General features: G+C 70.2%; 17 protein-coding genes. 10 read left to right on the top strand and 7 right to left on the bottom strand.

From position 1 onward, the window contains the following. Window positions 1–27: 27 nt before the first annotated feature. From ACIOMQ_RS00630 to ACIOMQ_RS00645, 4 genes are all read right to left on the bottom strand, one after another. Window positions 28–1,671, bottom strand: a complete 1,644-nt coding sequence (locus ACIOMQ_RS00630; protein WP_401985415.1) for an ABC transporter substrate-binding protein — start codon at window positions 1,669–1,671, stop codon at window positions 28–30. 437 nt (window positions 1,672–2,108) lie between these two features. Continuing rightward, window positions 2,109–3,980, bottom strand: a complete 1,872-nt coding sequence (gene typA / locus ACIOMQ_RS00635; RefSeq protein ID WP_362200348.1) for a translational GTPase TypA — start codon at window positions 3,978–3,980, stop codon at window positions 2,109–2,111. A gap of 137 nt (window positions 3,981–4,117) precedes the next feature. Next, window positions 4,118–4,249: a hypothetical protein gene (locus ACIOMQ_RS00640; RefSeq protein WP_362200345.1), complete on the bottom strand. Its 132-nt coding sequence runs from the start codon at window positions 4,247–4,249 to the stop codon at window positions 4,118–4,120. A gap of 283 nt (window positions 4,250–4,532) precedes the next feature. Beyond that, window positions 4,533–6,992, bottom strand: coding sequence for an ABC transporter family substrate-binding protein (locus ACIOMQ_RS00645; RefSeq protein ID WP_402187377.1), 2,460 nt, complete (start codon window positions 6,990–6,992; stop codon window positions 4,533–4,535). Between the two features lie 286 nt (window positions 6,993–7,278). Between ACIOMQ_RS00645 and ACIOMQ_RS00650 the strand changes: the two genes are divergently transcribed. From ACIOMQ_RS00650 to ACIOMQ_RS00665, 4 genes are read left to right on the top strand one after another with little or no spacing between them, the layout of a single operon-like run. Further along, window positions 7,279–7,527, top strand: coding sequence for a hypothetical protein (locus ACIOMQ_RS00650; RefSeq protein ID WP_402187380.1), 249 nt, complete (start codon window positions 7,279–7,281; stop codon window positions 7,525–7,527). Between the two features lie 9 nt (window positions 7,528–7,536). Beyond that, window positions 7,537–8,388, top strand: a complete 852-nt coding sequence (locus ACIOMQ_RS00655; RefSeq protein ID WP_402187382.1) for a hypothetical protein — start codon at window positions 7,537–7,539, stop codon at window positions 8,386–8,388. Then, the gene (locus tag ACIOMQ_RS00660; protein ID WP_402187384.1) at window positions 8,389–10,344 is read left to right on the top strand and encodes a fumarate reductase/succinate dehydrogenase flavoprotein subunit; all 1,956 of its coding nucleotides are present in this window, start codon (window positions 8,389–8,391) and stop codon (window positions 10,342–10,344) included. It abuts the gene before it with no gap. Further along, a complete protein-coding gene (locus tag ACIOMQ_RS00665) occupies window positions 10,341–11,117 on the top strand; it encodes a succinate dehydrogenase/fumarate reductase iron-sulfur subunit (RefSeq protein ID WP_362200330.1) in 777 nt (258 codons plus the stop codon). Before ACIOMQ_RS00660 ends, ACIOMQ_RS00665 begins: the two co-directional genes overlap by 4 nt. 18 nt (window positions 11,118–11,135) lie before the next feature. Here ACIOMQ_RS00665 and ACIOMQ_RS00670 read toward each other — a convergent pair whose 3' ends face one another. Then, on the bottom strand, window positions 11,136–11,690 hold the full coding sequence (locus tag ACIOMQ_RS00670) for an isochorismatase family protein (RefSeq protein WP_362200327.1): 555 nt from the start codon (window positions 11,688–11,690) through the stop codon (window positions 11,136–11,138). Between the two features lie 172 nt (window positions 11,691–11,862). Next, entirely contained in the window at window positions 11,863–12,318 is a 456-nt protein-coding gene (locus ACIOMQ_RS00675; protein ID WP_401261282.1) for a MarR family winged helix-turn-helix transcriptional regulator, read from the bottom strand. A gap of 170 nt (window positions 12,319–12,488) precedes the next feature. Between ACIOMQ_RS00675 and ACIOMQ_RS00680 the strand changes: the two genes are divergently transcribed. Further along, on the top strand, window positions 12,489–13,544 hold the full coding sequence (locus ACIOMQ_RS00680) for a LacI family DNA-binding transcriptional regulator (protein WP_362200319.1): 1,056 nt from the start codon (window positions 12,489–12,491) through the stop codon (window positions 13,542–13,544). 277 nt (window positions 13,545–13,821) lie between these two features. Here the strand turns inward: ACIOMQ_RS00680 and ACIOMQ_RS00685 are convergent, their stop codons facing one another. After that, entirely contained in the window at window positions 13,822–14,811 is a 990-nt protein-coding gene (locus ACIOMQ_RS00685) for an acetylxylan esterase (RefSeq protein WP_401261285.1), read from the bottom strand. Between the two features lie 269 nt (window positions 14,812–15,080). Between ACIOMQ_RS00685 and ACIOMQ_RS00690 the strand changes: the two genes are divergently transcribed. The 5 genes from ACIOMQ_RS00690 to ACIOMQ_RS00710 all read left to right on the top strand — a co-directional run bounded on the left by ACIOMQ_RS00690 (window position 15,081) and on the right by ACIOMQ_RS00710 (window position 22,142). Beyond that, window positions 15,081–16,331 carry a sugar ABC transporter substrate-binding protein gene (locus ACIOMQ_RS00690; RefSeq protein WP_362200313.1) on the top strand — a complete coding sequence of 417 codons (1,251 nt, stop codon included), beginning with the start codon at window positions 15,081–15,083 and terminating at the stop codon, window positions 16,329–16,331. A 5-nt stretch (window positions 16,332–16,336) separates the two neighbouring features. Next, window positions 16,337–17,329: a sugar ABC transporter permease gene (locus ACIOMQ_RS00695; RefSeq protein ID WP_362200310.1), complete on the top strand. Its 993-nt coding sequence runs from the start codon at window positions 16,337–16,339 to the stop codon at window positions 17,327–17,329. After that, the gene (locus ACIOMQ_RS00700; protein WP_401261289.1) at window positions 17,326–18,234 is read left to right on the top strand and encodes a carbohydrate ABC transporter permease; all 909 of its coding nucleotides are present in this window, start codon (window positions 17,326–17,328) and stop codon (window positions 18,232–18,234) included. The genes ACIOMQ_RS00695 and ACIOMQ_RS00700 overlap by 4 nt, the downstream gene beginning before the upstream one ends. A gap of 110 nt (window positions 18,235–18,344) precedes the next feature. Next, on the top strand, window positions 18,345–19,547 hold the full coding sequence (locus ACIOMQ_RS00705) for a family 1 glycosylhydrolase (protein WP_362200304.1): 1,203 nt from the start codon (window positions 18,345–18,347) through the stop codon (window positions 19,545–19,547). A gap of 459 nt (window positions 19,548–20,006) precedes the next feature. Next, window positions 20,007–22,142: a TPM domain-containing protein gene (locus tag ACIOMQ_RS00710; protein WP_402187387.1), complete on the top strand. Its 2,136-nt coding sequence runs from the start codon at window positions 20,007–20,009 to the stop codon at window positions 22,140–22,142. Window positions 22,143–22,177: the final 35 nt, after the last annotated feature.

A 22,177-nucleotide genomic window follows, 5' to 3' on the forward strand; every position in this document is an offset into this window, starting at 1 on the left:
GCGCCGGCGCGCGGACTACGTCGGTGGTTACTTCTTGACTTCGACCTGCGTCAGGATCGGGTCGCCGTCCTGGGCGTAGTCGACGTTCTGGACCTTCTCCGAGTACCCGGCGTTGACCTTGTAGTACCAGAGCGGGATGGAGGGCATGTAGTTCACCAGCTCCTTCTCGATCTTCTGGTAGGCCGCGACGGACTCGTCGAGGGAGGCCGCGGAGTCGGCCTTCTTGATCTCCGCGTCCAGCGCCTTGTTCGAGAAGTCACCCTGGTTACCGGCGGCACCGGTACGGAACAGGTCCGAGATGAAGTTCGCGTTCACCGGGTAGTCGAGCACCCAGCCGGAGCGGTACAGGGACTTGACCTGCTTGGCGTCACGGGCGTTCGTGTCGGCCTGGAAATCGGCCTTCGAGTCGCCGGTGCACTTGACGCCGGTCGCCTGGGTGATGCTGTTGCAGACAGCCTCGACCCATTCCTTGTGACCGCCATCGGCGTTGAACTGGATGGAGATGGCGTTCTTCGGGACGCCGCCGCCGTCCTTGATGAGCTTCTTGGCCTTCGCCGGGTCGTACTTGGTGATGTCGCCCGTGGCGTTGGGCTGGTAGCCGAGAACGCCCTTGGCGACCCAGCCGGTGGCGGGCTCGCGGGTGCCCTGGAGCACCGTCTTGGTGATGGTGTTCCGGTCGATCGCCATCGACAGGCCCTGGAGGACCTTCGGGTCGATGTCCTTCCACTGGTCGGTGTAGAAGGCGACGGCGATGGTCTGGATGGCGGAGTACGCCTTGTCCACGGCGCGGTCACCGAGGTCGGCGCGGTAGACCGGGAGGTCCTTCGGGCCGATCTGGCGCAGCACGTCGACGTTGCCGGACTTCAGGTCCTCGTAGGCGGTCTCCAGGGTGCTGTAGTTCTTGAAGACCACACCACCGTTCTTCGCCTTGTCGGGGCCCTGGTAGTCGTCGTTGCGGACGACCTTGATCTGCTTCTTGTGGTCCCAGCTGACGAACTTGTAGGCGCCGTTGCCGACCGGCTTCTGACCGGCGGCCTTCGGGTCCTTGTAGAAGGACTCGGGCAGCGGGGAGAAGACCGTGTAGCCGAGCTTGTACGAGAAGTACGGCAGCGCGCCGTTGAGCTCGATGGTGAAGGTGTGGTCGTCGATGACCTTCAGGCCGGACATCGTGTCCGACTTCGGCTTGGCCTTGGCGTCCTCGGGGTGGACGTCGGAGAAGCCCTTGATGTCGCCGAACCAGGACGCGTTGGTCTGGTTGTTCTTGATGTTCGCGGCCCAGTTCCACGCGTCGACGTAGGACTTGGCGGTGACCGGCGTTCCGTCGTGGAACTTCCAGCCCTTCTTGAGCTTGACCGTCCAGAGCTTGCTGTCCTTGGTCTCGACAGACTCCGCGTTGATCATTTCGAGCTTGCCGGCCGGGTCGTAGTCAACGAGCTGCGAGAAGATCGCGTCGGTGACGATGCTGCCGTTCGACTCCATCGTGTTCGCCGGCTGCAGCGGGTTCTGCGGCTCACCGACCTCGACGGAGAAGATGCCGTCGGCGTTGACAGCACCCTTGGCGCTGTCGCCCCCCTTGCCCTTGCCGCTGTCGTCGCCGCCACCACAGGCGGTCGCAGCCAGGGCGATGATTGCCGCTCCCGCGACCCACTTGGCGCTCTTGGCACCACGCATGGGTTTCCTCCTCATGAGTCCACTTTTGACTACAAGAGGGGCACTGGAGTGATCCACCGACACCCCTGACGGTGATCGTTTCAGTGCCCCGAGTGTGCTCGTGAGTCGGCACTCCCCACAGTGCGTGACCCATTGACCCGAGCTCAATGGAGCCAACTATTAAGTACAGCCGGGCCGTAAACCACACTTAAAGGGTCTCGGTTTGACAACATCAGCGAGGCATGGTTGACCGAAATCCGGACAAAGTGATCCCAGACAGACACGCCCGAAACGGACCGTTAACACATGTTCCGGAGAGCGACGCTCGATAACCGGACACCTCGGGCAGGGAAAACGAGTTGACGAAACGACCGGGCCCCCACAGTGTCTGCGGGGGCCCGGCCCTCATGTCAATGGCTCGAACGGTTCATACGGCCGAGCCGTCGGCCGACGCGTCGTCAGCGCTTGGCGCGCGACGCGGCGCGGCCGCGCTCCTTCTGGTCCAGGACGACCTTGCGGATACGGACCGTCTCCGGGGTCACCTCGATGCACTCGTCCTCGCGGCAGAACTCCAGGGACTGCTCCAGGGAGAGCTTGCGGGCCGGCACCACGTTCTCCGTGGTGTCCGCGGAAGCCGCACGCATGTTGGTGAGCTTCTTCTCCTTGGTGATGTTCACGTCCATGTCGTCGGCGCGGGAGTTCTCGCCGACGATCATGCCCTCGTAGACCTCGGTGCCGGCCTCGGTGAAGATGACACCGCGCTCCTGGAGGTTGACCATCGCGAACGGCGTTACGGAGCCCGCGCGGTCGGCGACCAGCGAGCCGTTGTGACGGGTGCGCAGCTCACCGAACCACGGCTCGTGGCCCTCGAAGATGGAGTGCGCGATGCCCGTACCGCGGGTCTGCGTCAGGAACTCCGTACGGAAGCCGATGAGGCCGCGGGACGGAACGATCCACTCCATGCGGACCCAGCCCGAACCGTGGTTCGTCATCGTCTCCATACGGCCCTTGCGGGTCGCCATCAGCTGGGTGATCGCGCCGAGGTGCTCCTCGGGGGAGTCGATCGTCATGCGCTCGATCGGCTCGTACGTCTTGCCGTCGACCTGCTTGGTGACGACCTCCGGCTTGCCGACCGTGAGCTCGAAGCCCTCACGGCGCATCTGCTCGACGAGGATGGCCAGCGCGAGCTCACCGCGGCCCTGGACCTCCCAGGCGTCGGGGCGCTCGGTGTCCAGGACGCGGAGCGAGACGTTACCGATCAGCTCGCGGTCGAGGCGGTCCTTCACCTGACGGGCGGTGACCTTGTGGCCCTTGCCGCCCTTGCCGACGAGCGGCGAGGTGTTCGTGCCGATGGTCATCGAGATGGCCGGCTCGTCGACCGTGATCAGCGGCAGCGCGATCGGGTTCTCGGGGTCGGCCAGGGTCTCGCCGATCATGATGTCCGGGATACCGGCGATGGCGCAGATGTCGCCCGGACCCGCCTTCTCGGCCGGCTTGCGGGTGAGCGCCTCGGTCATCAGCAGCTCGGTGATGCGGACGTTGGACATCGTGCCGTCGCGCTTGATCCAGGTGACGGTCTGGCCCTTGCGCAGCTCGCCCTGCTCGACGCGGCAGAGCGCGATACGGCCGAGGAAGTTGTCGGCGTCCAGGTTGGTGACGTGGGCCTGGAGCGGGGCCTCGTCGTCGAACTCCGGGGCCGGGACGTGCGACAGGATCGTGGAGAAGAACGGCTCCAGGTTGTCGCTGTCCTGCGGGACGGTGCCGTCCTCCGGCTTGGTCAGCGAGGCCACGCCGTCACGCGCGCAGGCGTAGACGATCGGGAACTCGATCTGGTCCTCGTCCGCGTCGAGGTCCAGGAAGAGGTCGTACGTCTCGTCGACGACCTCGGCGATCCGGGAGTCGGGGCGGTCCGTCTTGTTGATGCAGAGGATGACCGGCATCTTCGCGGAGAGCGCCTTGCGCAGCACGAAGCGGGTCTGCGGGAGCGGGCCCTCGGAGGCGTCGACGAGCAGCACGACCGCGTCCACCATCGACAGCCCGCGCTCGACCTCGCCGCCGAAGTCGGCGTGGCCCGGGGTGTCGATGATGTTGATCGTGATCGGGTCCCCGCCGTCCTTGGGGTGATACTTCACCGCCGTGTTCTTGGCGAGGATCGTGATGCCCTTCTCACGCTCCAGGTCGTTCGAGTCCATCATGCGGTCGTCGAGGTGCTCGGCGGCGTGCGCGGCGAAGGCACCGGCCTGCTTGAGCATGGCGTCGACCAGCGTGGTCTTGCCGTGGTCGACGTGGGCGACGATGGCTACGTTACGGATGTCGTGGCGCGTGGGCATGGGTGGCTTGCGCTTCTCTCGGTTCGTGGGGTCAGGCGTCTCAGTCGCTCTCGGGTCCTCGTACGCCCGCCGGGCGGACGCGCCACGGCTACCACCATGGTACGGGGCTGGCGCCCGGGCGGCTTCCCGGGCAAGAACTACCGGCCGCAGGACAGGCGCTCGGCCTCGCGGGCGGCGGCCGACGCGTGCGCGCGCAGCGGCTCCTCGCAGCGGAGGATTCCGCCGACCACTGCGGCAGCGGCGGCCGCGGCCGCCGGTGTCCGCTTCATGTTTCCGCCCCCGTGGTCATGTCTTCCGGTGAATTTCACCGGTTGCCATGACCACGGTCCCCCGGGCGGAGACGGCAGACACGGGACTTGAGCAACCTCAGAGGCGGGGCTCCGAAGCGGCTGCTCCGAGACGGGCCCGGAGCCGGGGCTCCGGGGTGGGGGGCTCGGAGGTGGGGGGATGAGCGGCCACCCGGGTCGGCAGGCACCCACGACCTTGCCCGCCGGGGCTCCGGCGGGCAAGGGACTTGAGCCAGTTCTGAGCTTCCGGCCCCGTTCTGACCTGCTACTTCTTCTTGTTCGCCGGGGCTCCGGCGGCCTGCGGCTTCTTGAAGCCGATGTCCTGGTAACGGGGTGTCCCGAAGCCGAAGGCGCCGACGTTCGCCAGCTTTCTGTTCGTCGCCACGAGCTGCGGGCGCTGGTAGAGCGGAATCGATCCGGCGGCGGCCCAGATCCGGGCGTCCGCCTGCTTCATCAGATCCCGGGCGGCCCCCTCGTCGAGCTCCGCGACCGCCTGGTCGAAGAGCTGGTCGATGTGGTCCGTACCGACGCGGGTGTAGTTCTGCTCGACCAGCAGCGAGCCGTCGGTGGCGGGTACCGGCTTGGCGAAGATCGGGCGGTCGTCGGTCGCCGGGTAGGCGGTGGCGGGCCAGGAGTACAGCGCCAGGTCGTAGTCGCCGGAAGCGATGTGGTCCTGGAAGTAGCTGTCGTCGGCGACCTTGGTGACCGACGTGCCGATGCCGATCGAATCGAGCATCGCCGAGATCTTGTCCCCGACGGCACGCAGCGCCTCCGAGCCGGGACCGGACGGCAGGACGAAGCGCAGGGTCAGCGCCTTGCCGTCCTTGCCCAGCGGACCGCGGCGGGCGTCGGGGGCCTGGGCGGGGGCCGCGGTGCCCGCGGGGGCGTACGCACCGGTGGCGCCGCCGGGCCGCTCGTCCTGGGCGGCGGCCTCGGCCGGGGCGTCCACGGAGGTGACGGTCCCGGCCAGGTGTCCGGCCTGGCGCAGCAGGGCGGCGCTGTGGAACGCGGCGGTGGTGGCGGGAGCGAGGATCCGGGAGGTGCTGCCGGACGCCCTGCTGTCGCCGGGCTTGTTGTCGTCGCCCACGATGTACAGGCCGTCGTCGGCCGCGGGCTCGCGCTCGTGCCGGTGGGCGGCGTGGCCGGCCTTGCCGTCGTCGGCCTTGCCGTCGCCGGTCTTGCCGTCGCCGGTCTTGCCGTCGCCGGTCTTGCCGGTCTTGCCGGTCTTGCCTTCGCCTGCTTTGTCCGCCTTCTCGGACGGATCCGCCTTGCCGTCCTCCCCGGCGGCGGTGTCCTTGTCCTTCGTGCCCTTCTTCCCGGCCTCGCTGCCCGCCTTGGTGCCGTCCGGCTTCTTGACCGCGCCCTCCCGCGTCCAGCCCGCGTCGGCCAGCAGCGCCCGCGCCTCCTCGGTGTCGTGCCCGCCGAGTGCGCCGCTGCTGTCCTTGTACCCCGGCTGCCCGACCAGGGCCACGTGGCTGCCGAGCGGCGCGGCGGGCAGGCCGAGCGGTTTGAGTACGGTGTCGGCGAGCTCCTGGCGGTTCAGGGCCCGGGCGACCGCCCGGCGTACCCGGTCGTCGGCGAGCGGCCCGGACTCGCCGTTCAGCGCGAGCTGGGTGTAGGCGGGCTCCAGCGCCTTGCGGACCACGTACGCGCGCAGTCTGCCCTGCTCGGCGGCGTGCGCCTCGGCGGCCGCCCGGTTCTTCTCCCTGGCCTCCTGCGCGGCCGCCGCCGCCTCCTCGTCCGAGCCGTGCGCCACCGCCCAGGAGCGCAGCGCGGCGGCCGGGCCGGTCCCCGAGCCGGGGCCCTGGGCGAGCGGCTGCCCGTTCCCGCCCTCGTCCCGGCCCGCCTGCACGATGCGGTGCGCGGTCGCGGCGTCGACGTCGGCGACATCGACCTTGCCCTCGGTCAGCGCCTGGGTGCGGTCCTGCGGCTTGACCGCCCGGAAGACCAGCGTGTCGAGCTTGGCCGGGCTGCCCCACCAGCGCGGATTGCGGTCCAGGGCGACCTGGCCCGTCTTCGTGTCCACGCCGCGCAGGCGGAACGGGCCCGCGGTGGCCTTGAGGGTGGTCCGCGCGCCGTCGTTGAAGGCGTTCGGGGTGCCGGTCACCTCCTTCGGGTACAGCGGGGAGAAGAGCGAGCGCCAGTCCGCGTACGGCTTGGCGAAGGTGACCCGGACCTCCAGGTCGTCCGCACCGCGCTCGATCTTCTCGATCCGCTCGTAGCCGGCGTTGCGGGCGGTCCAGTACGCCGAATCCTTGCCGTTCAGCGCCCGCCACTGGGCGACGAAGTCGGACGCCCCGATCTCCCGGCCGTCGCTCCACACCGCCTGCTGGTTGAGCCGGTAGAGCACCACCTGCCGGGGCTCGCGCTCGACCACCTTCGCGGACTCCAGATAGTCCGGGTTGAGCTGTGGCCTGCCCTGCGCGTCCAGCGGGAAGAGCGTCGGCAGCAGAGCGCCGGTGATACGGGTGGTGGAGCTGTCGGCGTCGGCCTGGAAGGTGTTGAGGGTGGTGGGCATCGCGTCGATCGCCCAGGTGGCCGTGGAGCCCACGGCCACCGTGCTCCGGGCCGCGACCGCGACGTCCTGCGGGACCACGGCGGAGGCCGTGCCGCTGTCGTCGGAGCTGCAGCCGGCCAGTACGGGGAGCGTCAGCACACCCGTCGTGAGGAGCGCGAGCGAGCGGCGCTTTCGGGCCGTCCCCCGCGGGACGCCGACGTGGGACATGGCTGATACCTCCGAGGCCGTCCCGGTCCACCCGCACCGGAGTGGGCCGGATTGTGCTTTTTTGGTGGCATATGCAGTTGATCACACCGATTCCGTCCGCCCACTGAAGGCGCCCCCGCGCGAGAGGCGGCGCAGACACGGCGCAGCACCCCCCGAACCTCACCCGTGCGGCGGAACACCCGCAGCAGACCGGAAGGTCCCGCACTCTTCCCAACGGGGGTGTGACGCGCGACACTCTCAGGCGCATGAACATGACCACCCGCGACTGCGGAAGTGAGAGCAAGTCATGTCACTGCAAGAGGAATTGACGGTTCTTCAGGACTGCCTCGACGATCTGGTCCGCACCGTCGGCCGGCTGGAGCGGAGTCTCGCGCGGCTGCGCGGGGCGGAAGCCGGGCCGGCCCCGCTCGAAGCCGCCGGCGGCACCGGACCCGCCGGCGGCGTCATCACGATCAGCGAAACGCCGTACGACGCCACCCTGTGGACGGACTCGGACGACGAAGGTCTGGGCGTCCGGGGCCGGCACGCCCCCTAGGAGAGTTCCTTGGCCACCGGTACGGAAACAGGAACAGCACCAGGTACGGAACCACCCCACCCGAAGGGCGCGGGAGGCGTCCACCACGCCTCCCGGGCCGCCATCGCCGCCCGCCACCTGCGCACCGACCGCTGGTGGCTGTCGCCCGCGCTGACGGCCGGCGGGCTGCTCGCCTTCATCGCCTACTCGACGTGGCGGGCCTTCTCGAACGCCGGCTACTACGCCGCCCCGTACGTGTCACCGTTCTACTCGCCCTGCCTGGCGGAGAACTGCGCGCCCATGCGGCACGGCCCGAACTGGGAGCTCTTCGGCAGCTGGTGGGGCCTCTCCCCCGCCCTGCTGATCCTGATCTTCCCACTGGGTTTCCGGCTGACCTGCTACTACTACCGCAAGGCGTACTACCGGGGCTTCTGGGCGTCACCCCCGGCCTGCGCCGTCGCCGAGCCGCACACCACGTACACCGGCGAGACCCGCTTCCCGCTGATCATGCAGAACATCCACCGGTACTTCTTCTACGCCGCGGTGCCGGTCGCCGGAATCCTCACGTACGACACCGTGCTCTCCTTCCGCGACGAGCACTACGCCTGGGGCCACATGGGCCTCGGTTCACTGATCTTCCTGGCCAACATCACCCTGATCTGGGCGTACACGCTGTCCTGCCACTCCTGCCGGCACATCATCGGCGGCCGTCTGCGGCACTTCTCCAAGCACCCGGTGCGCTACCGGCTGTGGAGCTGGGTGGGCCGGCTCAACGCCCGGCACATGCTGCTCGCCTGGGCCTCGCTGATCAGCGTGGCACTGGCCGACTTCTACGTGTATCTCGTCGCCTCCGGCGCCTTCGACGATCCGAGGTTTTTCTGAATGACAGAGCTCGAACGGCAGCAGTGGGACGTCGTCGTGGTCGGTGCCGGAGGTGCCGGGCTGCGCGCCGCCATCGAGGCGCGGGAGCGCGGCGCCCGTACCGCGGTCATCTGCAAATCGCTCTTCGGCAAGGCGCACACGGTCATGGCGGAGGGCGGAATCGCCGCGTCCATGGGCAATGTGAACTCCGGGGACAACTGGCAGGTGCACTTCCGCGACACCATGCGCGGCGGGAAGTTCCTCAACCAGTGGCGGATGGCCGAGCTGCACGCCAAGGAGGCGCCCGACCGGGTCTGGGAGCTGGAGACCTGGGGCGCGCTCTTCGACCGTACGCCGGAGGGGAAGATCTCCCAGCGCAACTTCGGCGGCCACGAGTACCCGCGCCTGGCACACGTCGGGGACCGTACCGGCCTCGAACTGATCCGCACCCTCCAGCAGAAGATCGTCTCGCTCCAGCAGGAGGACCACCGCGAATTCGGCGACTACGAAGCCCGGTTGAAGGTCTTCCAGGAGTGCACGGTGACCCGCGTCCTGAAGGACGGGGACCGTGTGTCGGGCACCTTCTGCTACGAGCGCGAGTCCGGCCGCTTCTTCGTGCTGGAAGCACCCGCGGTCGTCCTCGCCACCGGCGGCATCGGCAAGTCCTTCAAGGTGACGTCGAACTCCTGGGAGTACACCGGCGACGGCCACGCGCTGGCCCTGCTGGCGGGCGCGCCGCTGCTGAACATGGAGTTCGTGCAGTTCCATCCGACCGGCATGGTCTGGCCGCCGTCGGTGAAGGGCATCCTCGTCACCGAGTCGGTGCGCGGGGACGGCGGGGTGCTGCGCAACTCCGAGGGCAAGCGGTTCATGTTCGACTACGTCCCCGATGTGTTCAAGGAGAAGTACGCGCAGTCGGAGGAGGAGGGCGACCGCTGGTACGACGACCCCGACCACAACCGCCGCCCGCCCGAGCTGCTGCCGCGCGACGAGGTCGCCCGTGCCATCAACTCCGAGGTCAAGGCGGGCCGGGGCTCGCCGCACGGCGGGGTGTTCCTGGACGTGTCGACCCGGATGCCGGCGGAGGCCATCCGGCGCCGGCTGCCCTCGATGTACCACCAGTTCAAGGAGCTGGCGGATGTCGACATCACGGCGGAGGCGATGGAGGTCGGCCCGACCTGTCACTACGTGATGGGCGGGATCGCCGTCGACTCCGACACCGCGGCAGCCGTGGCCGTGCCCGGTCTGTACGCGGCGGGCGAGGTCGCGGGCGGCATGCACGGCTCCAACCGGCTCGGCGGGAACTCCCTCTCCGACCTGCTGGTCTTCGGGCGCCGGGCCGGGCTGCACGCCGCCGAGTACGCGCACACGACCGGTGCCGCGCCGGTGGTGGACGAGGAGCAGATCGACGGGGCGGCCGCGGAGGCCCTGCGCCCGTTCGGCTCCGGGGCGCCGGGCACGGCCGGGAGGCCCGCGGAGACCTCAGAGGCCGCAGCGACCGCAGCGACCGCGGAGAATCCGTACACCCTCCACCAGGAGCTCCAGCAGACGATGAACGACCTGGTCGGCATCATCCGGCGGGCGCCCGAGATGGAACAGGCCCTGGAGAAGCTGGCCGCGCTGCGGGTACGGGCCCGGCGCGCCGCCGTCGAGGGGCACCGGCAGTTCAACCCCGGCTGGCACCTCGCCCTGGACCTGCGGAACATGCTGCTGGTCAGCGAGTGCGTCGCGCGGGCCGCGCTGGAGCGTACGGAGAGCCGGGGCGGCCACACCCGGGAGGACTGCCCGGAGATGGAACGCTCCTGGCGTCCGGCCAATCTGCTGTGCCGGCTGGCCGACGGGGCCGCCGAGGGCGCGCCGGGCGGCCGAATCGAACTCGTACGGAAGACGACCGAACCCATCCGTCCGGATCTGCTCTCCCTCTTCGAGAAGGAGGAGCTGGTCAAGTACCTGGCCGAAGAGGAGCTGTACGAGTGAGCAGCTACAACGCACGGTTCAGGGTGTGGCGCGGCGACCAGGACGGCGGTGGTGTGGAGGACTTCGAGGTCGAGGTGAACGACGGCGAGGTCGTCCTCGACATCATCCACCGGATCCAGTCCACCCAGGCGGGCGATCTCGCGGTGCGCTGGAACTGCAAGGCGGGCAAGTGCGGTTCGTGCAGCGCGGAGATCAACGGCAGGCCGCGGCTGATGTGCATGACGCGCATGTCGGTCTTCGACCGGGAGGAGACGATCACCGTCACCCCGCTGCGGGCCTTCCCCGTCGTCCGCGATCTGGTGACCGATGTGACGTTCAACTACGCCAAGGCACGGGAGGTGCCCGCCTTCGTACCCCCACAGGGGGTGAAGGCGGGCGACTACCGGATGCAGCAGGTCGATGTGGACCGCTCGCAGGAGTTCCGCAAGTGCATCGAGTGCTTCCTGTGCCAGGACACCTGCCACGTGGTGCGCGACCACGAGGAGAACAAGACGGCGTTCGCCGGGCCGCGCTTCCTGATGCGGATCGCCGAGCTGGACATGCACCCCCTGGACGCCGCCGCCGAGTCGGGGCTCGACCGGAAGGCGACGGCGCAGGAGGAGCACGGGCTGGGGTACTGCAACATCACGAAGTGCTGTACGGAGGTGTGCCCCGAACACATCGCGATCACCGACAACGCGCTGATCCCGCTGAAGGAACGGGCCGTGGACCGCAAGTACGACCCGCTGGTGTGGCTGGGGAACAAGATCGGCCGGCGCGGGGACCGGACGTGAGGCCCGGCACCGGGGTGGTCAGCCGAGCAGCTTGAGGATCGCCTCGGTGGTGTCCGTCTCGCCGAGGCGCGGGAAGATCCTCTCGACGCTGTTGCGGTGGGCATCGGCGTCCATGTCGGTGACCGCGTCCGTGGCCACGGTGACGTGGTAGCCGTGCTCGTGGGCGGCGCGGGCGGTGGACTCGACGCCGATGCTGGTCGCGACGCCGGTGACGACGACCTGGGTGACGCCGCGGCGGCGCAGCTGGAGGTCGAGGTCGGTGCCGTGGAAGGCGCCCCAGGTGCGCTTGGTGACGACGATGTCGCCCTCGCGCGGGCCGAGCTCGGGCACGAGGTCGGCCCAGTCGGCGGGCAGCTGCCCGCCGGACTGCGCGGGGCCCTCGTTGCGCCCGGGGGCGCCGCCGACGACGTGGACCAGGACGACCGGGAGGCCCTTGGCGCGGAAGGCGTCGGCGAGGCTCGCGGAACGGGCGACGATGTCGGCGGTGGGGTGGACGGTGTCGCTGGTGACAATGCCCTTCTGGAGATCGACGACGACCAGGGCGGTCTTCGGGTCCAGGGTGGTGGCGGTCATGTCGGCTCCTCCGAGGGGGCGGATCGATCGTTGGGGTTCAGGTACGGCGGGTGCGGATCCGGGGCGGACGCCGCTCCCGGGGCACGGACGGCGGACACGTCACGCCCCGGGCCGGTGGGGCGCCGGTCAGGTCCCGGCCTGTCGGCCACGCCCCGGGCCGGTGGGGCGCCGGTCAGGTCCTGACCAGTCGGTCGAGCAGCTCCGCGGCGCGGGCGACGGTGAGCCGCTCGTCCGCGTCGAGCTCGGCGGCGACGGCCTCGGCGAGCCAGTTGTGCTTGGCGGCCCGGACCGCGGTGAGCGCGGCCAGCCCGGCGTCCGTGATCGACATGACCGACTTGCGGCCGTCGGCCGGATCGGGCGCCCGCCCGACGAGCCCCTGGCTCTCCAGCGCGCCGAGGGTCAGCCGCATCGACTGCGGACGCACGTACTCGGCGCGGGCCAGCGCGGCCGTGGTGGCCGGGCCCTCGCGGTCCAGCCGGGCGAGCACCGAGCGCTGCGTGGGCGTGAGCAGGCTCTCCGACGACGTGGTGCGCAGCCGTCGCAACAGCCGGCTGATCACGGCGGCGAGCTGCGTCGCCAACTGCTCGGGGCTCAGCTCGGCGGACGGGGCTTCGGTCGGTTCCGGCATGCCTTCACCGTAGAAGATGCACAGGCAATCTTGCAAGGTTGCCTGTCTATTCCGTGGCGGTCTTGCCCGTCGCACAGCCCGCGATCTAGGGTGAATGCGCTTTCAGAAGAGGGTCGGTACATGCAACAGCAGGTGCTTCGGTACAGAAGAAGAAGCGGACGGTCGGTCGAGTGAGCGCCCCAACGGTGTACGACGTCGCCGAGCGGTCGGGCGTCTCCATTGCCACGGTCTCGCGGGTCTACCGCACCCCCGATTCGGTACGCGCGCAGACCCGTGAGCGGGTCCTCGAAGCCGCCCGCCAGCTCGGCTACGTACCCAGCGGGAACGCCCGGGGCCTGGCCAGCCGGACCACCGGCGTGCTCGGCCTGTGCTTCCCCGACTACGCCGACCCGGACGCCGAGGCCGACGCGGAGGCGGACAGCGACGCCGACGACGCGGTGATGCTCTACTCCGACCAGATCATCCGCGGCATGGAACGGGCGGCGCGCCGGCACGGTTACGCGCTGCTGATCGCCGCCTCGCTGGAGGGCGGGCCGGAGAGCCTCGTCGCGAAGGTCGCGGGGCGGGTCGACGGCTTCGCCGTACTGGCGCAGACCGTGCCGACCGAGGACCTCGACGTGATATCGCGCCGGCTGCCGGTGGTGATGCTCGCCGGACCGCGCGAGATCGACCATCTCGACCACATCGTCGTCGCGAACGCCGACGGGGAGCGGGAGCTGGCCCGCCACCTGATCGAGGACCACGGGCTGCGCAGGCTCGCGTTCGTCGGGGGCGAGGTCGACTCACCGGACGCCGAGGCGCGGTTCCTCGGCTTCCAGCAGGCGTGCCGCGACGCCGGACTGCCGGTGCCGGACGAGCCGGACCTGCGGGCATCGATGATGACGCAGGCCGAAGGGGCGCGGGCCGCGGAGGCGCTGCTCGACCGGGAGCCCGAATGGCCGCAGGGCGTGCTGTTCGCCAATGACCAGATGGCCGTGGGCGCGCTGCGCGCACTGGAGCGGCGCGGGGTGCGGGTGCCCGAGGACATCGCGGTGACCGGCTTCGACGGGATTCCACTGAGCCGGATCGTACGGCCGTCGCTGACGACCGTACGCCAGCCGATCCGCCAACTCGGCGAGCAGGCAGTCGAGTTGCTGGTACAGCGCCTGGGCGACAGCGGGCGCGACCCGGTATCGCTGATGCTGCCGGTCTCCCTGATCCACCGAGCGAGCTGCGGCTGCGGCTGACGAGTCCACCGAGCGAGCTGCGGCTGCGGCTGACACGGACGACGGCAGGCGGCCAGGGCCGGTCCGCCGCTCGACGACCGACCGGGCGCGGGACACCCCGCCACACGGCCCCGGAGCGGGCGCCCGGCACCCTCGGCCGACGTGTCAGGGCGCAGCTGCCCCCGGGCACGACACCGGCCCGCCAGAGCCCGGCTCACCACCGGGCTGACTCACCCGCCCGGCCCGGCTCACCACCGGGCCGACTCACCGCCCGGCCCGGCTCACCGCCCGGCCCGGCTCACCGCCCGAGCCACGCCCCGAAGAACCGCCGACGGGCCGCCCGCAGCTCCTCCGTCTCCGCCGTCAGCCCCTCGTACACGAAGTGCCCCGCACTCAGCACCTGGAGCTCGCGCTCCCCCGCCAGCGCGTTGTGCACGGCGAACTGCCCCGGCGGCGGCACCGAGGGGTCGAAGAGCGCCGCGGCCACCAGCACGGGAAGCTCCAGCCGGGTCGCGGCCGTGGCGGCGTCGAAGTACCGCAGCACCTCCGCGACCTCCGGGTGCTCCCGGTGGTAGCCCTGCACCGTCGCCCCGCTCCCCGCGCACGGCAGGGTGAGCCGCAGCGGATGGTTGCCGAAGGTCGGCACCGTCAGCTGCCCGGCCCCGAACCGGTCGTCCCAGGGCAGGGCCAGCGCGCCGAGTCCGCCGCCGAAGCTCTCCCCGAGGTAGCCGAGCCGCGGCCTGCCGTCCCCGGGCGCCGTCTCCGGCAGCAGTTCGTGCAGCGCCGACGCCGCACACCACAGGTCCGCCACGCAGTCGCCGATGACGTAGGTGTCGCGCGACTCGATGCCGTGCAGCACATGGGCGTCGGACACGTCCGGGATGCCGTCCCGCAGGCCGCGCGCGCCCATGCCGCGTACGCACGGCAGGATCGCCGCCGCCCGGGGCAACGGCAGCGGCACGTCGGGGCCGGGCGCCTGCCGGCCGCCGTAGCCGTGCCCGATGACGAATCCGTACTCCGCGGCCCCCTCGGCGGGCAGCGCGACCCAGCCCCCGAGCCGGACCCCGCCCACCGAGGTGAAGGTCACCCCGTGGATCCGCACACCGTCGCGCTCCTCCTCCAGCGGGCCGAGCTCCGGCTCCGTGGCGACCTCGCGGGCCTCCTCGTACCGGGCCCGCCAGAAGGCGTCGAAGTCGTCCGGGGCGGCGGGAGCGGGTATGCGCAGCAGGTCGTCGAGCGTGCGCCCGTAGGTCGGATCGAAGGGGAAGTCATGCGCGAACGAAGCCATGATCACGACAATATCGCTCCCCTCCCCTCCCCGCCCCACCCATGCCGGTGCGGACGCGCGAACACGCGGACCAACCACGCGAAATAGGTCACACCATTTCCAATTTCACAAACAAGGCGCTTACCGTGCCAAGTTGAACATTCAGATGTCCAGCACGTTGCACGAGTGTGACCTAGCACCCTCTTGCGGATTCCCGAATCCCTGCCGCAGAGTGATGTATGCGCTTACAGGCAGCGCATACATTCGGATTGCTCAAGGAGGAGCCCTCCATGCCCCGCACCGCCAGAAACGTTTCGGTCGGCATCGCGGCCGCAGCCGCACTCACCTTCGGTGTCACCGCGTGCGGCAGTTCCGGTGGCGACGACGTCGCCGCGGACAAGAAGCAGACGATCACCGTCTGGGCCATGGGGGCCGAGGGCGAGAAGCTCGCGGATGTGGCCAAGGAGTACACAAAGGCCAACCCGAACGTGACCGTGAAGGTGACCCCGGTCGGCTGGGACGTCGCCCACCAGAAGCTGGTCTCCGCGGCCGCCGCCGGCACCCTGCCGGACGTGGCGCAGATGGGCGGCAGCTACATGGGCGAGTTCGCCGAGCTCGGCGTCCTGGAGCCGGTCGACACGAAGACGTTCAACGAGAAGGACTTCTTCCCGTCCGGCTGGAAGCAGGGCGAGGTGGACGGCCAGGCGTACGGCGTGCCGTGGTACGTCGACACCCGCGTCCTCTACTACCGCACCGACCTGGCCGAGAAGGCGGGCATCACCAAGGCTCCGACCGACTGGAAGGAGATGCAGGACCTCGCCTCGGCCTACCAGAAGAAGGCCGGAACCAAGTGGGGCCTGTCCATCCAGCCCAGCGGCCTGGACACGGTGCAGAACTTCTACTCCTTCCTGTACTCGGCCGGCGGTGAGATCGTCGACGACAAGGGCAAGGTCGTCATCGACAGCCCGGAGGCCGTCAAGGCCCTCAAGGAGTACGGCTCGTACTTCGACAAGGGGCTCTCCAACAAGTCCGTGCAGCCCGGCTACGACGTGGTGAAGGACTTCGGCAACGGCCGCGTCCCGATGTTCTTCGGCGGCCCCTGGCACGTCACCCTGCTGAACGAGGGCCAGCCGCAGCTCAAGGGCAAGTGGGCGGTGGCCAATGTGCCCGCCGACAAGTCCTCCGTCTCCATGGCCGGCGGTTCCTCCCTGGTCGTCTCCAAGGACAGCAAGCACAAGGCGGCGGCCACCGAGTTCATCAAGTACCTGACGGACACCAAGGGCCAGGCCGACTGGTACAAGCGCACCAAGGACCTGCCGGCCAACACCTCCGCCTGGACCTCCGGCGACCTCGCCGACGACGCCGACCTCCAGGTCTTCAAGAAGCAGATGGACACCGCCAAGTCCTCCCCGTCGCTGTCCAACTGGACAGAGATCACCGACAAGGTCGACCAGGCCATCGCCAAGGTCACCCAGGGCAAGGCGTCCGCCGAGGACGCACTCAAGACGGCCCAGTCCGAAATCGAAGGCCTCGTGAAGTAGGAGTCATGCGCACCATGACCGCAAAGGCCGCAGAGTCGGCCAAGGTGCAGGCCGGGCCGGGGGCTTCCGAGCCCCCGGCCACCGGGCCCGCAGGTCGCCGGGGTGGCAAGAAGTCCTCGATGGGCGTGCAGAACCTGGCCGGCTGGCTGTTCTCCACTCCTTTCCTCGTCCTCTTCCTCGTCTTCATGGCGCTCCCGATCGTCGCGACGCTGGTGATGAGCTTCACCGACTTCGGGCTGCGCAATGTCACGCACCCGCTGGACGCGAACTTCATCGGCTTCGAGAACTACGTCAATCTCTTCAGCGACGAGAAGTTCCTCAAGTCGCTGTTCAACACGGCGTACTTCGTGGTGATCGGCGTCCCCCTGACGATCCTCCTCGGGCTGGTCGTCGCCGTCCTGCTGAACAACGGCATCGACCGGGCGCGGACCTTCTTCCGTGTCGGCTTCTACGCCCCGGTGGTCACCAGCATCGTCGCGGTCGCCGTGGTCTGGCGGTTCGTGCTCGACCCCGCCGACGGACTCATCGCGGGCCTCTTCTCCGAGGTCGGTCTCACCTCGCCGGACTTCCTCGGCTCCGAGACGCTCGCCATGCCCTCGATGATCGCGATGGCGGTCTGGCGCAACCTCGGCACGGTCATGGTGCTCTTCATCGCCGGTCTGCAGGCCATTCCCACCGAAGTAAGGGAAGCCGCGCGGCTGGACGGCGCCGGTGTCTGGCAGGAGTTCAAGGGCATCACGGTGCCCCTGCTGCGGCCCACGCTGCTCTACGCCACGGTGATCACCACCATCGGTTACCTCAATGTCTTCGAGGAGCCGTTCGTGATGACCCAGGGCGGCCCCTCGGACTCCACGCTCACCGTCTCGCTGAACATGTACCGCGAGGGCTTCAACTTCTTCCACATGGGCTATGCGAGTGCCATGGCGTATGTCCTCTTCGTAGTGATCATGGGCATCACGGTGCTGCAGCTCCGACTGCTGAAGGACAACACGAAATGAGCGCCACCCGTGCACCCGGCGCCGTCTCGACGGCGCCGGCGAAGAAGCCCCAGGACACGCCCGAGCCGGGCGCGAAGAAGGCTCGCAACCCGAAGCGCGTCCTCGTCTACGTCCTGCTCTCCATCGGCCTGCTGATCATGTCGGCGCCCTTCCTGTGGATGGCCCTCTCGGCGTTCAAGACGTCGCAGGAGCTGACCGCGAGCCCGCCGGTGTGGATCCCGACCGAGTGGACGCTGGAAAACTTCCGGGACCTGCTCGACAAGCTCGATCTGCCGCTGTACTTCATGAACTCGGTGATCGTGGCGGTGCTGGTCACCGTCTCGAACCTGGTGTTCTGCTCGATGCTCGGGTACGCCCTGGCCAAGCTGAACTTCGCCGGGCGCAACAAGATCTTCGGCCTGGTTCTCGGCGCCCTGATGGTGCCCGGCAACCTGATGCTGCTGCCGCTCTTCGTGCTGATGAGCAAGCTCCACCTGATCGACTCGTACGCGGGTCTGGTGCTGCCGTTCGCCGCCGGAGCCTTCGGCGTCTTCCTGATGCGGCAGTTCATGCAGTCGATCCCGGACGAGCTGCTGGAAGCGGCCCGGATGGACGGCGCCGGCGAGTGGTACATCTTCTGGCGGATCGTGATGCCGCTGGTGAAGCCCGCCCTGGCGACGCTCTCGATCTTCACGTTCCTGGGCTCCTGGAACAACTTCGTCTGGCCGCTCATCGCGACCAACGACCCCGACAAGTACACCCTTCCGGTCGCCCTGGCCACCTTCGCCACCGACCCCAACAAGGCGGGCGGGTCCAACGGCATGCTGATGGCCGGCTCCCTGCTGATCGTGCTGCCGGTCCTGGTCGTCTTCATCGCGCTCCAGCGGCACTTCACCCAGGGCATCGCGACGGCCGGCATGAAGTAGCCGCCACCCCGGGCGGGCCGGACCGCCCAGGCCGCCCACCGAAACGTACGAGGCCGCACCCCGCACCCCGCCGGCCACACCCCTTTCACGCACCAGAAGGACAGTTTGCGATGACTCACACCCAGGTCCCGTTCCCCGAAGGCTTCCTGTGGGGCGCCTCCACGGCCGCCCACCAGATCGAGGGCAACAACACCAACAGCGACTGGTGGGTCAAGGAGCACGCCGCGGGCACCCACATCCAGGAGCCCAGCCTGGACGCCTGCGACAGCTACCACCGCTGGCACGAGGACATGGACACGCTGGCCGGTCTCGGCTTCACCGACTACCGGTTCTCCATCGAGTGGGCGCGCATCGAGCCGGCCGAGGGCCGCTTCTCCCGCGCCGAGCTCGCCCACTACCGCCGCATGGTCGACGGAGCCATCGAGCGCGGCCTGCGCCCCATGATCACGCTGCACCACTTCACCGTGCCGCAGTGGTTCGAGGCGCGCGGCGGCTGGACCGCCGACGGCGCGACCGAGCTCTTCGCCCGCTACGTCGCGGCCTGCGCACCGGTGATCGCCGAGGGCGTCAGCCACGTCTGCACGATCAATGAGCCGAACATGATCGCCGTGATGGCCGGCCAGGCCAAGCGCGGCGACAACAGCTTCCCGCCCGCCGGTCTGCCGACCCCCGACGACGAGACGACCCAGGCCGTCATCGCCGCACACCACGCGGCCGTCGAGGAGGTCCGTGCGATCAACGCCGGCATCCAGGTCGGCTGGACCATCGCCAACCAGGTCTACCAGGCCCTGCCCGGCGCCGAGGAGGTCACCGCGGCCTACCGCCACCCCCGCGAGGACGTCTTCATCGAGGCCGCCCGCGGCGACGACTGGATCGGTGTGCAGTCCTACACCCGGACCAAGATCGGCCCCGAAGGCCCGATACCCACGGCCGACGGCGTCGAGCGCACCCTCACGCAGTGGGAGTACTACCCCTCCGCGGTCGGCTACGCGCTGCGCCACACCGCCGAGGTCCTCGGCAACGACGTGCCGCTGATCGTGACCGAGAACGGCATCGCGACCGATGTCGACAGCCGCCGGATCGACTACTACACCGGCGCGCTGAACGAGGTCGCGGCCGCGATCCAGGACGGCCTGAACATCCAGGGCTACCTGGCCTGGAGCGCGCTCGACAACTACGAGTGGGGCTCCTACAAGCCGACCTTCGGCCTGATCGGCTGGGACCCGGAGACCTTCGAGCGGCTGCCCAAGCCGTCCGCCGTCTGGCTGGGCGAGATGGGCCGCACGCGCGCGCTGCCGCGCATCGCCGACTGACGTCGGCCCCGCGACCGGGAGCAACCTGACCGCTCCCGCCCGTACGGGAACCGGCGGCACCTGACGGACGCCGGTTCCCGTACTGCTCTGCCCGCGTGGACGCCGCCCTGTCCAGCCCCGCCCAGGTGCGGCGCCCACGCGGGTGCTCGACCACGGGAACCACGGTCATCAGGACGGGGCCCGGCGCGATCCACCGCGGCCAGGTCTGCCACAGCGCTCTCCAAGCGCTCTCGATGGGCTCCTCAAGCGCTCTCCAAGGGCTCTCCGAGCGGCTCTCCAACGGAACAGGGCCGCCCGGTCCCGTACGGCCGGGGCCATGCGCTTCATCCGCGTCGGCGCGTGTCCGTACCCCCTGAGTGCCGAGGCGTGCCGGCGCAGCATGAAAGGCGCCCCCCGGCCTCCGGCCCCGGTTACCGCGCCGGGTCGCGGGTGACCGAGGGTGCACATAGCCTCACAAAGGTGACACCGCTCGCGAGCCGTACCCGGATTCCGATACCGGGCCGGGCCCTTCTCACCGTGCTGCTGACGGTGTGCTGGCTGGCCCTCCCCGCCGCGCTGACCGCTCGCGCCGACGATCCCGTCACCCTGTTCAGGGACGGGCAGATCACCGATCGGGTGGGGGCGCTCGGAGACCGCAGGGACCAGGTCGCGGCGGCACTCGACCGCCTGTACGACGACCGCCGCGTCCAGCTCTTCGTGGTGTACGTGCGGGACTTCTCCGGCCGCTCCGCGCAGAGCTGGGCCGATGCGACGGCCGACCGGAACGGTCTCAGGGGCGACGACGTCCTGCTCGCCGTCGCCACCCACGTCCGGCAGTACGCCTACACCGTCGAGCAGGGCTCGCGCCTCACCGACGCCCAGCTCCGGGACGTGGCGACCACGGCCGTCGATCCCGCACTCAGGAAGTACGACTGGGCCGGCGCGGCAATCGGCGCCGCGAACGGATACTCCGCCGTGCTGGCGGGCAGGGCCGTGCCCACCCCGACCCTCACCCCCGGCGCTCCCGATCCCGGAACCGGGAGTTCCGGCGGGACGGGTGCCGACGACCTGATCCTGCCGGTGGCCGTCCTCGGCGCGGCCGCCGCGGTCGCCGGCTACACGTACACCCGGCGCAGGAGGCGGGCCACGACCCGCACCACGCCCGGTGCGACCGGCTGGGGTCCGGGCTCCGCCGGACCGGGCGGACCGCCCCGGCCGCCGGTCCCGTTGCCGGAGCTCGATGCCCGGACGAAGGAGACGCTGGTGGGCACCGATGACGCGGTCCGCACCAGCGAGGAGGAACTGGGCTTTGCCACCGCCCAGTTCGGGGAGGAGGCCGCGGCCCCGTTCGCCGCGGCCGTCGCCCGCGCCAAGGGCGAGCTGACAGCCGCGTTCCGGCTGCGCCAGCAGCTGGACGACGCCTTTCCCGAGGACGATGCGACGCGGCGCCGGATGCTGGACGAGATCATCAGCCGCTGCACGGACGCCAACGCCCGCCTCGACGCCGTGTCCGAGGACTTCGACCGGCTGCGTGCCCTGGAACGCGACGCTCCGCAGGCCCTGGCCGCGGCCGAGACCGCGTTCCGCGCCCTGACCGGCCGCGTCTCCGCCGCCGACGCCGCTCTGAGCGCGATGCGCGACCGGTACGCGGAGTCGGCCTCCACGCCGGTCGGCGACGCCGTCGAACAGGCCAAGGACCGGCTCGTCTTCGCCACGTCCGGTCTCAATCGGGCCCGGCAGTCCGTGGACAGCGGGAACAACGCGGCGGCGGCGGTGTACGTACGGGCCGCCGAAGGCGCGGTCGACCAGGTGGCCACCCTCGTCGACGCCGTGGACCGGCGGAGCCGGGAACTCGCCGAGGCGGCGGGCAGACTGCCTGCCGCCCTCGCCGAGACGGCCACCGACCTGGCCGAGGCGGGCGGGCTGCTCGAAGGCACCGGGGAAGGTGTGCCGACGGCGGATCTGCGGGGCCGGATCGCCCGTGCGGAGTCGGTGCTCGGTGGGGTGCGGGAGCAGATGCGGGCCGGTCCGTACGATCCCATCGACGCCCTGCGCAGGGTGGAGGAGGCGGACGCGGCGCTCGACGCGGCGCTGGCCGGCGCCCGCGAACAGGAACAGGGCGCTTGGCGGGCCCGCTCCCTCCTCGACCAGGCGTCGCTCACCGCGCGCTCGGCGATCGCCGCCGCCGCCGACTACATCACCACCCACCGCGGCGCCGTGGGCAGCCCGGCCCGGACCCGCCTCGCGGAGGCCCAGCGGCGGCTCGGCCGTTCCCGCGAACTGGCCGGGAGCGACGATCCCCGGGGCGCGCTGGCCGAGGCGCAGCAGGCGGACGCCCTGGCCGGGCAGGCCCGGAGCCTGGCCGAGCAGGACGTGCGGTCGTACGGCGGTCCGGGCGGTGTGCGGGGAGGGGGCGGCGGGGCCGGCGGCGCGGTGCTCGGCGGGATCATCCTCGGCGGTCTCCTGGGTGGTGGAGGCGGCCGCGGCGGGGGCCACCCAGGCGGGTTCGGCGGGGGCTACGGAGGAGGCTTCGGCGGGGGCGGAGGGGGCGGCGGGCCCGGCAGCTTCGGCGGCGGGGGCACGCGCGGACGGCGGGGCGGCGGCGGCCGCTTCTGAGCCGACGGCACCGCCCCGGGCCCAGGGCTTCACAC

The organism is Streptomyces sp. NPDC087845 (assembly GCF_044742755.1).
Lineage (GTDB): Bacteria > Actinomycetota > Actinomycetes > Streptomycetales > Streptomycetaceae > Streptomyces.

Coding starts and splice junctions, on each gene's coding strand:
- typA (WP_362200348.1), bottom strand. CDS start 3,980: ATGCCCACGCGCCACGACATCCGTAACGTAGCCATCGTCGCCCACGTC.
- ACIOMQ_RS00685 (WP_401261285.1), bottom strand. CDS start 14,811: ATGGCTTCGTTCGCGCATGACTTCCCCTTCGATCCGACCTACGGGCGC.
- ACIOMQ_RS00675 (WP_401261282.1), bottom strand. CDS start 12,318: ATGCCGGAACCGACCGAAGCCCCGTCCGCCGAGCTGAGCCCCGAGCAG.
- ACIOMQ_RS00630 (WP_401985415.1), bottom strand. CDS start 1,671: ATGCGTGGTGCCAAGAGCGCCAAGTGGGTCGCGGGAGCGGCAATCATC.
- ACIOMQ_RS00695 (WP_362200310.1), top strand. CDS start 16,337: ATGCGCACCATGACCGCAAAGGCCGCAGAGTCGGCCAAGGTGCAGGCC.
- ACIOMQ_RS00640 (WP_362200345.1), bottom strand. CDS start 4,249: ATGAAGCGGACACCGGCGGCCGCGGCCGCCGCTGCCGCAGTGGTCGGC.
- ACIOMQ_RS00645 (WP_402187377.1), bottom strand. CDS start 6,992: ATGTCCCACGTCGGCGTCCCGCGGGGGACGGCCCGAAAGCGCCGCTCG.
- ACIOMQ_RS00705 (WP_362200304.1), top strand. CDS start 18,345: ATGACTCACACCCAGGTCCCGTTCCCCGAAGGCTTCCTGTGGGGCGCC.
- ACIOMQ_RS00690 (WP_362200313.1), top strand. CDS start 15,081: ATGCCCCGCACCGCCAGAAACGTTTCGGTCGGCATCGCGGCCGCAGCC.
- ACIOMQ_RS00660 (WP_402187384.1), top strand. CDS start 8,389: ATGACAGAGCTCGAACGGCAGCAGTGGGACGTCGTCGTGGTCGGTGCC.
- ACIOMQ_RS00670 (WP_362200327.1), bottom strand. CDS start 11,690: ATGACCGCCACCACCCTGGACCCGAAGACCGCCCTGGTCGTCGTCGAT.
- ACIOMQ_RS00650 (WP_402187380.1), top strand. CDS start 7,279: ATGTCACTGCAAGAGGAATTGACGGTTCTTCAGGACTGCCTCGACGAT.
- ACIOMQ_RS00700 (WP_401261289.1), top strand. CDS start 17,326: ATGAGCGCCACCCGTGCACCCGGCGCCGTCTCGACGGCGCCGGCGAAG.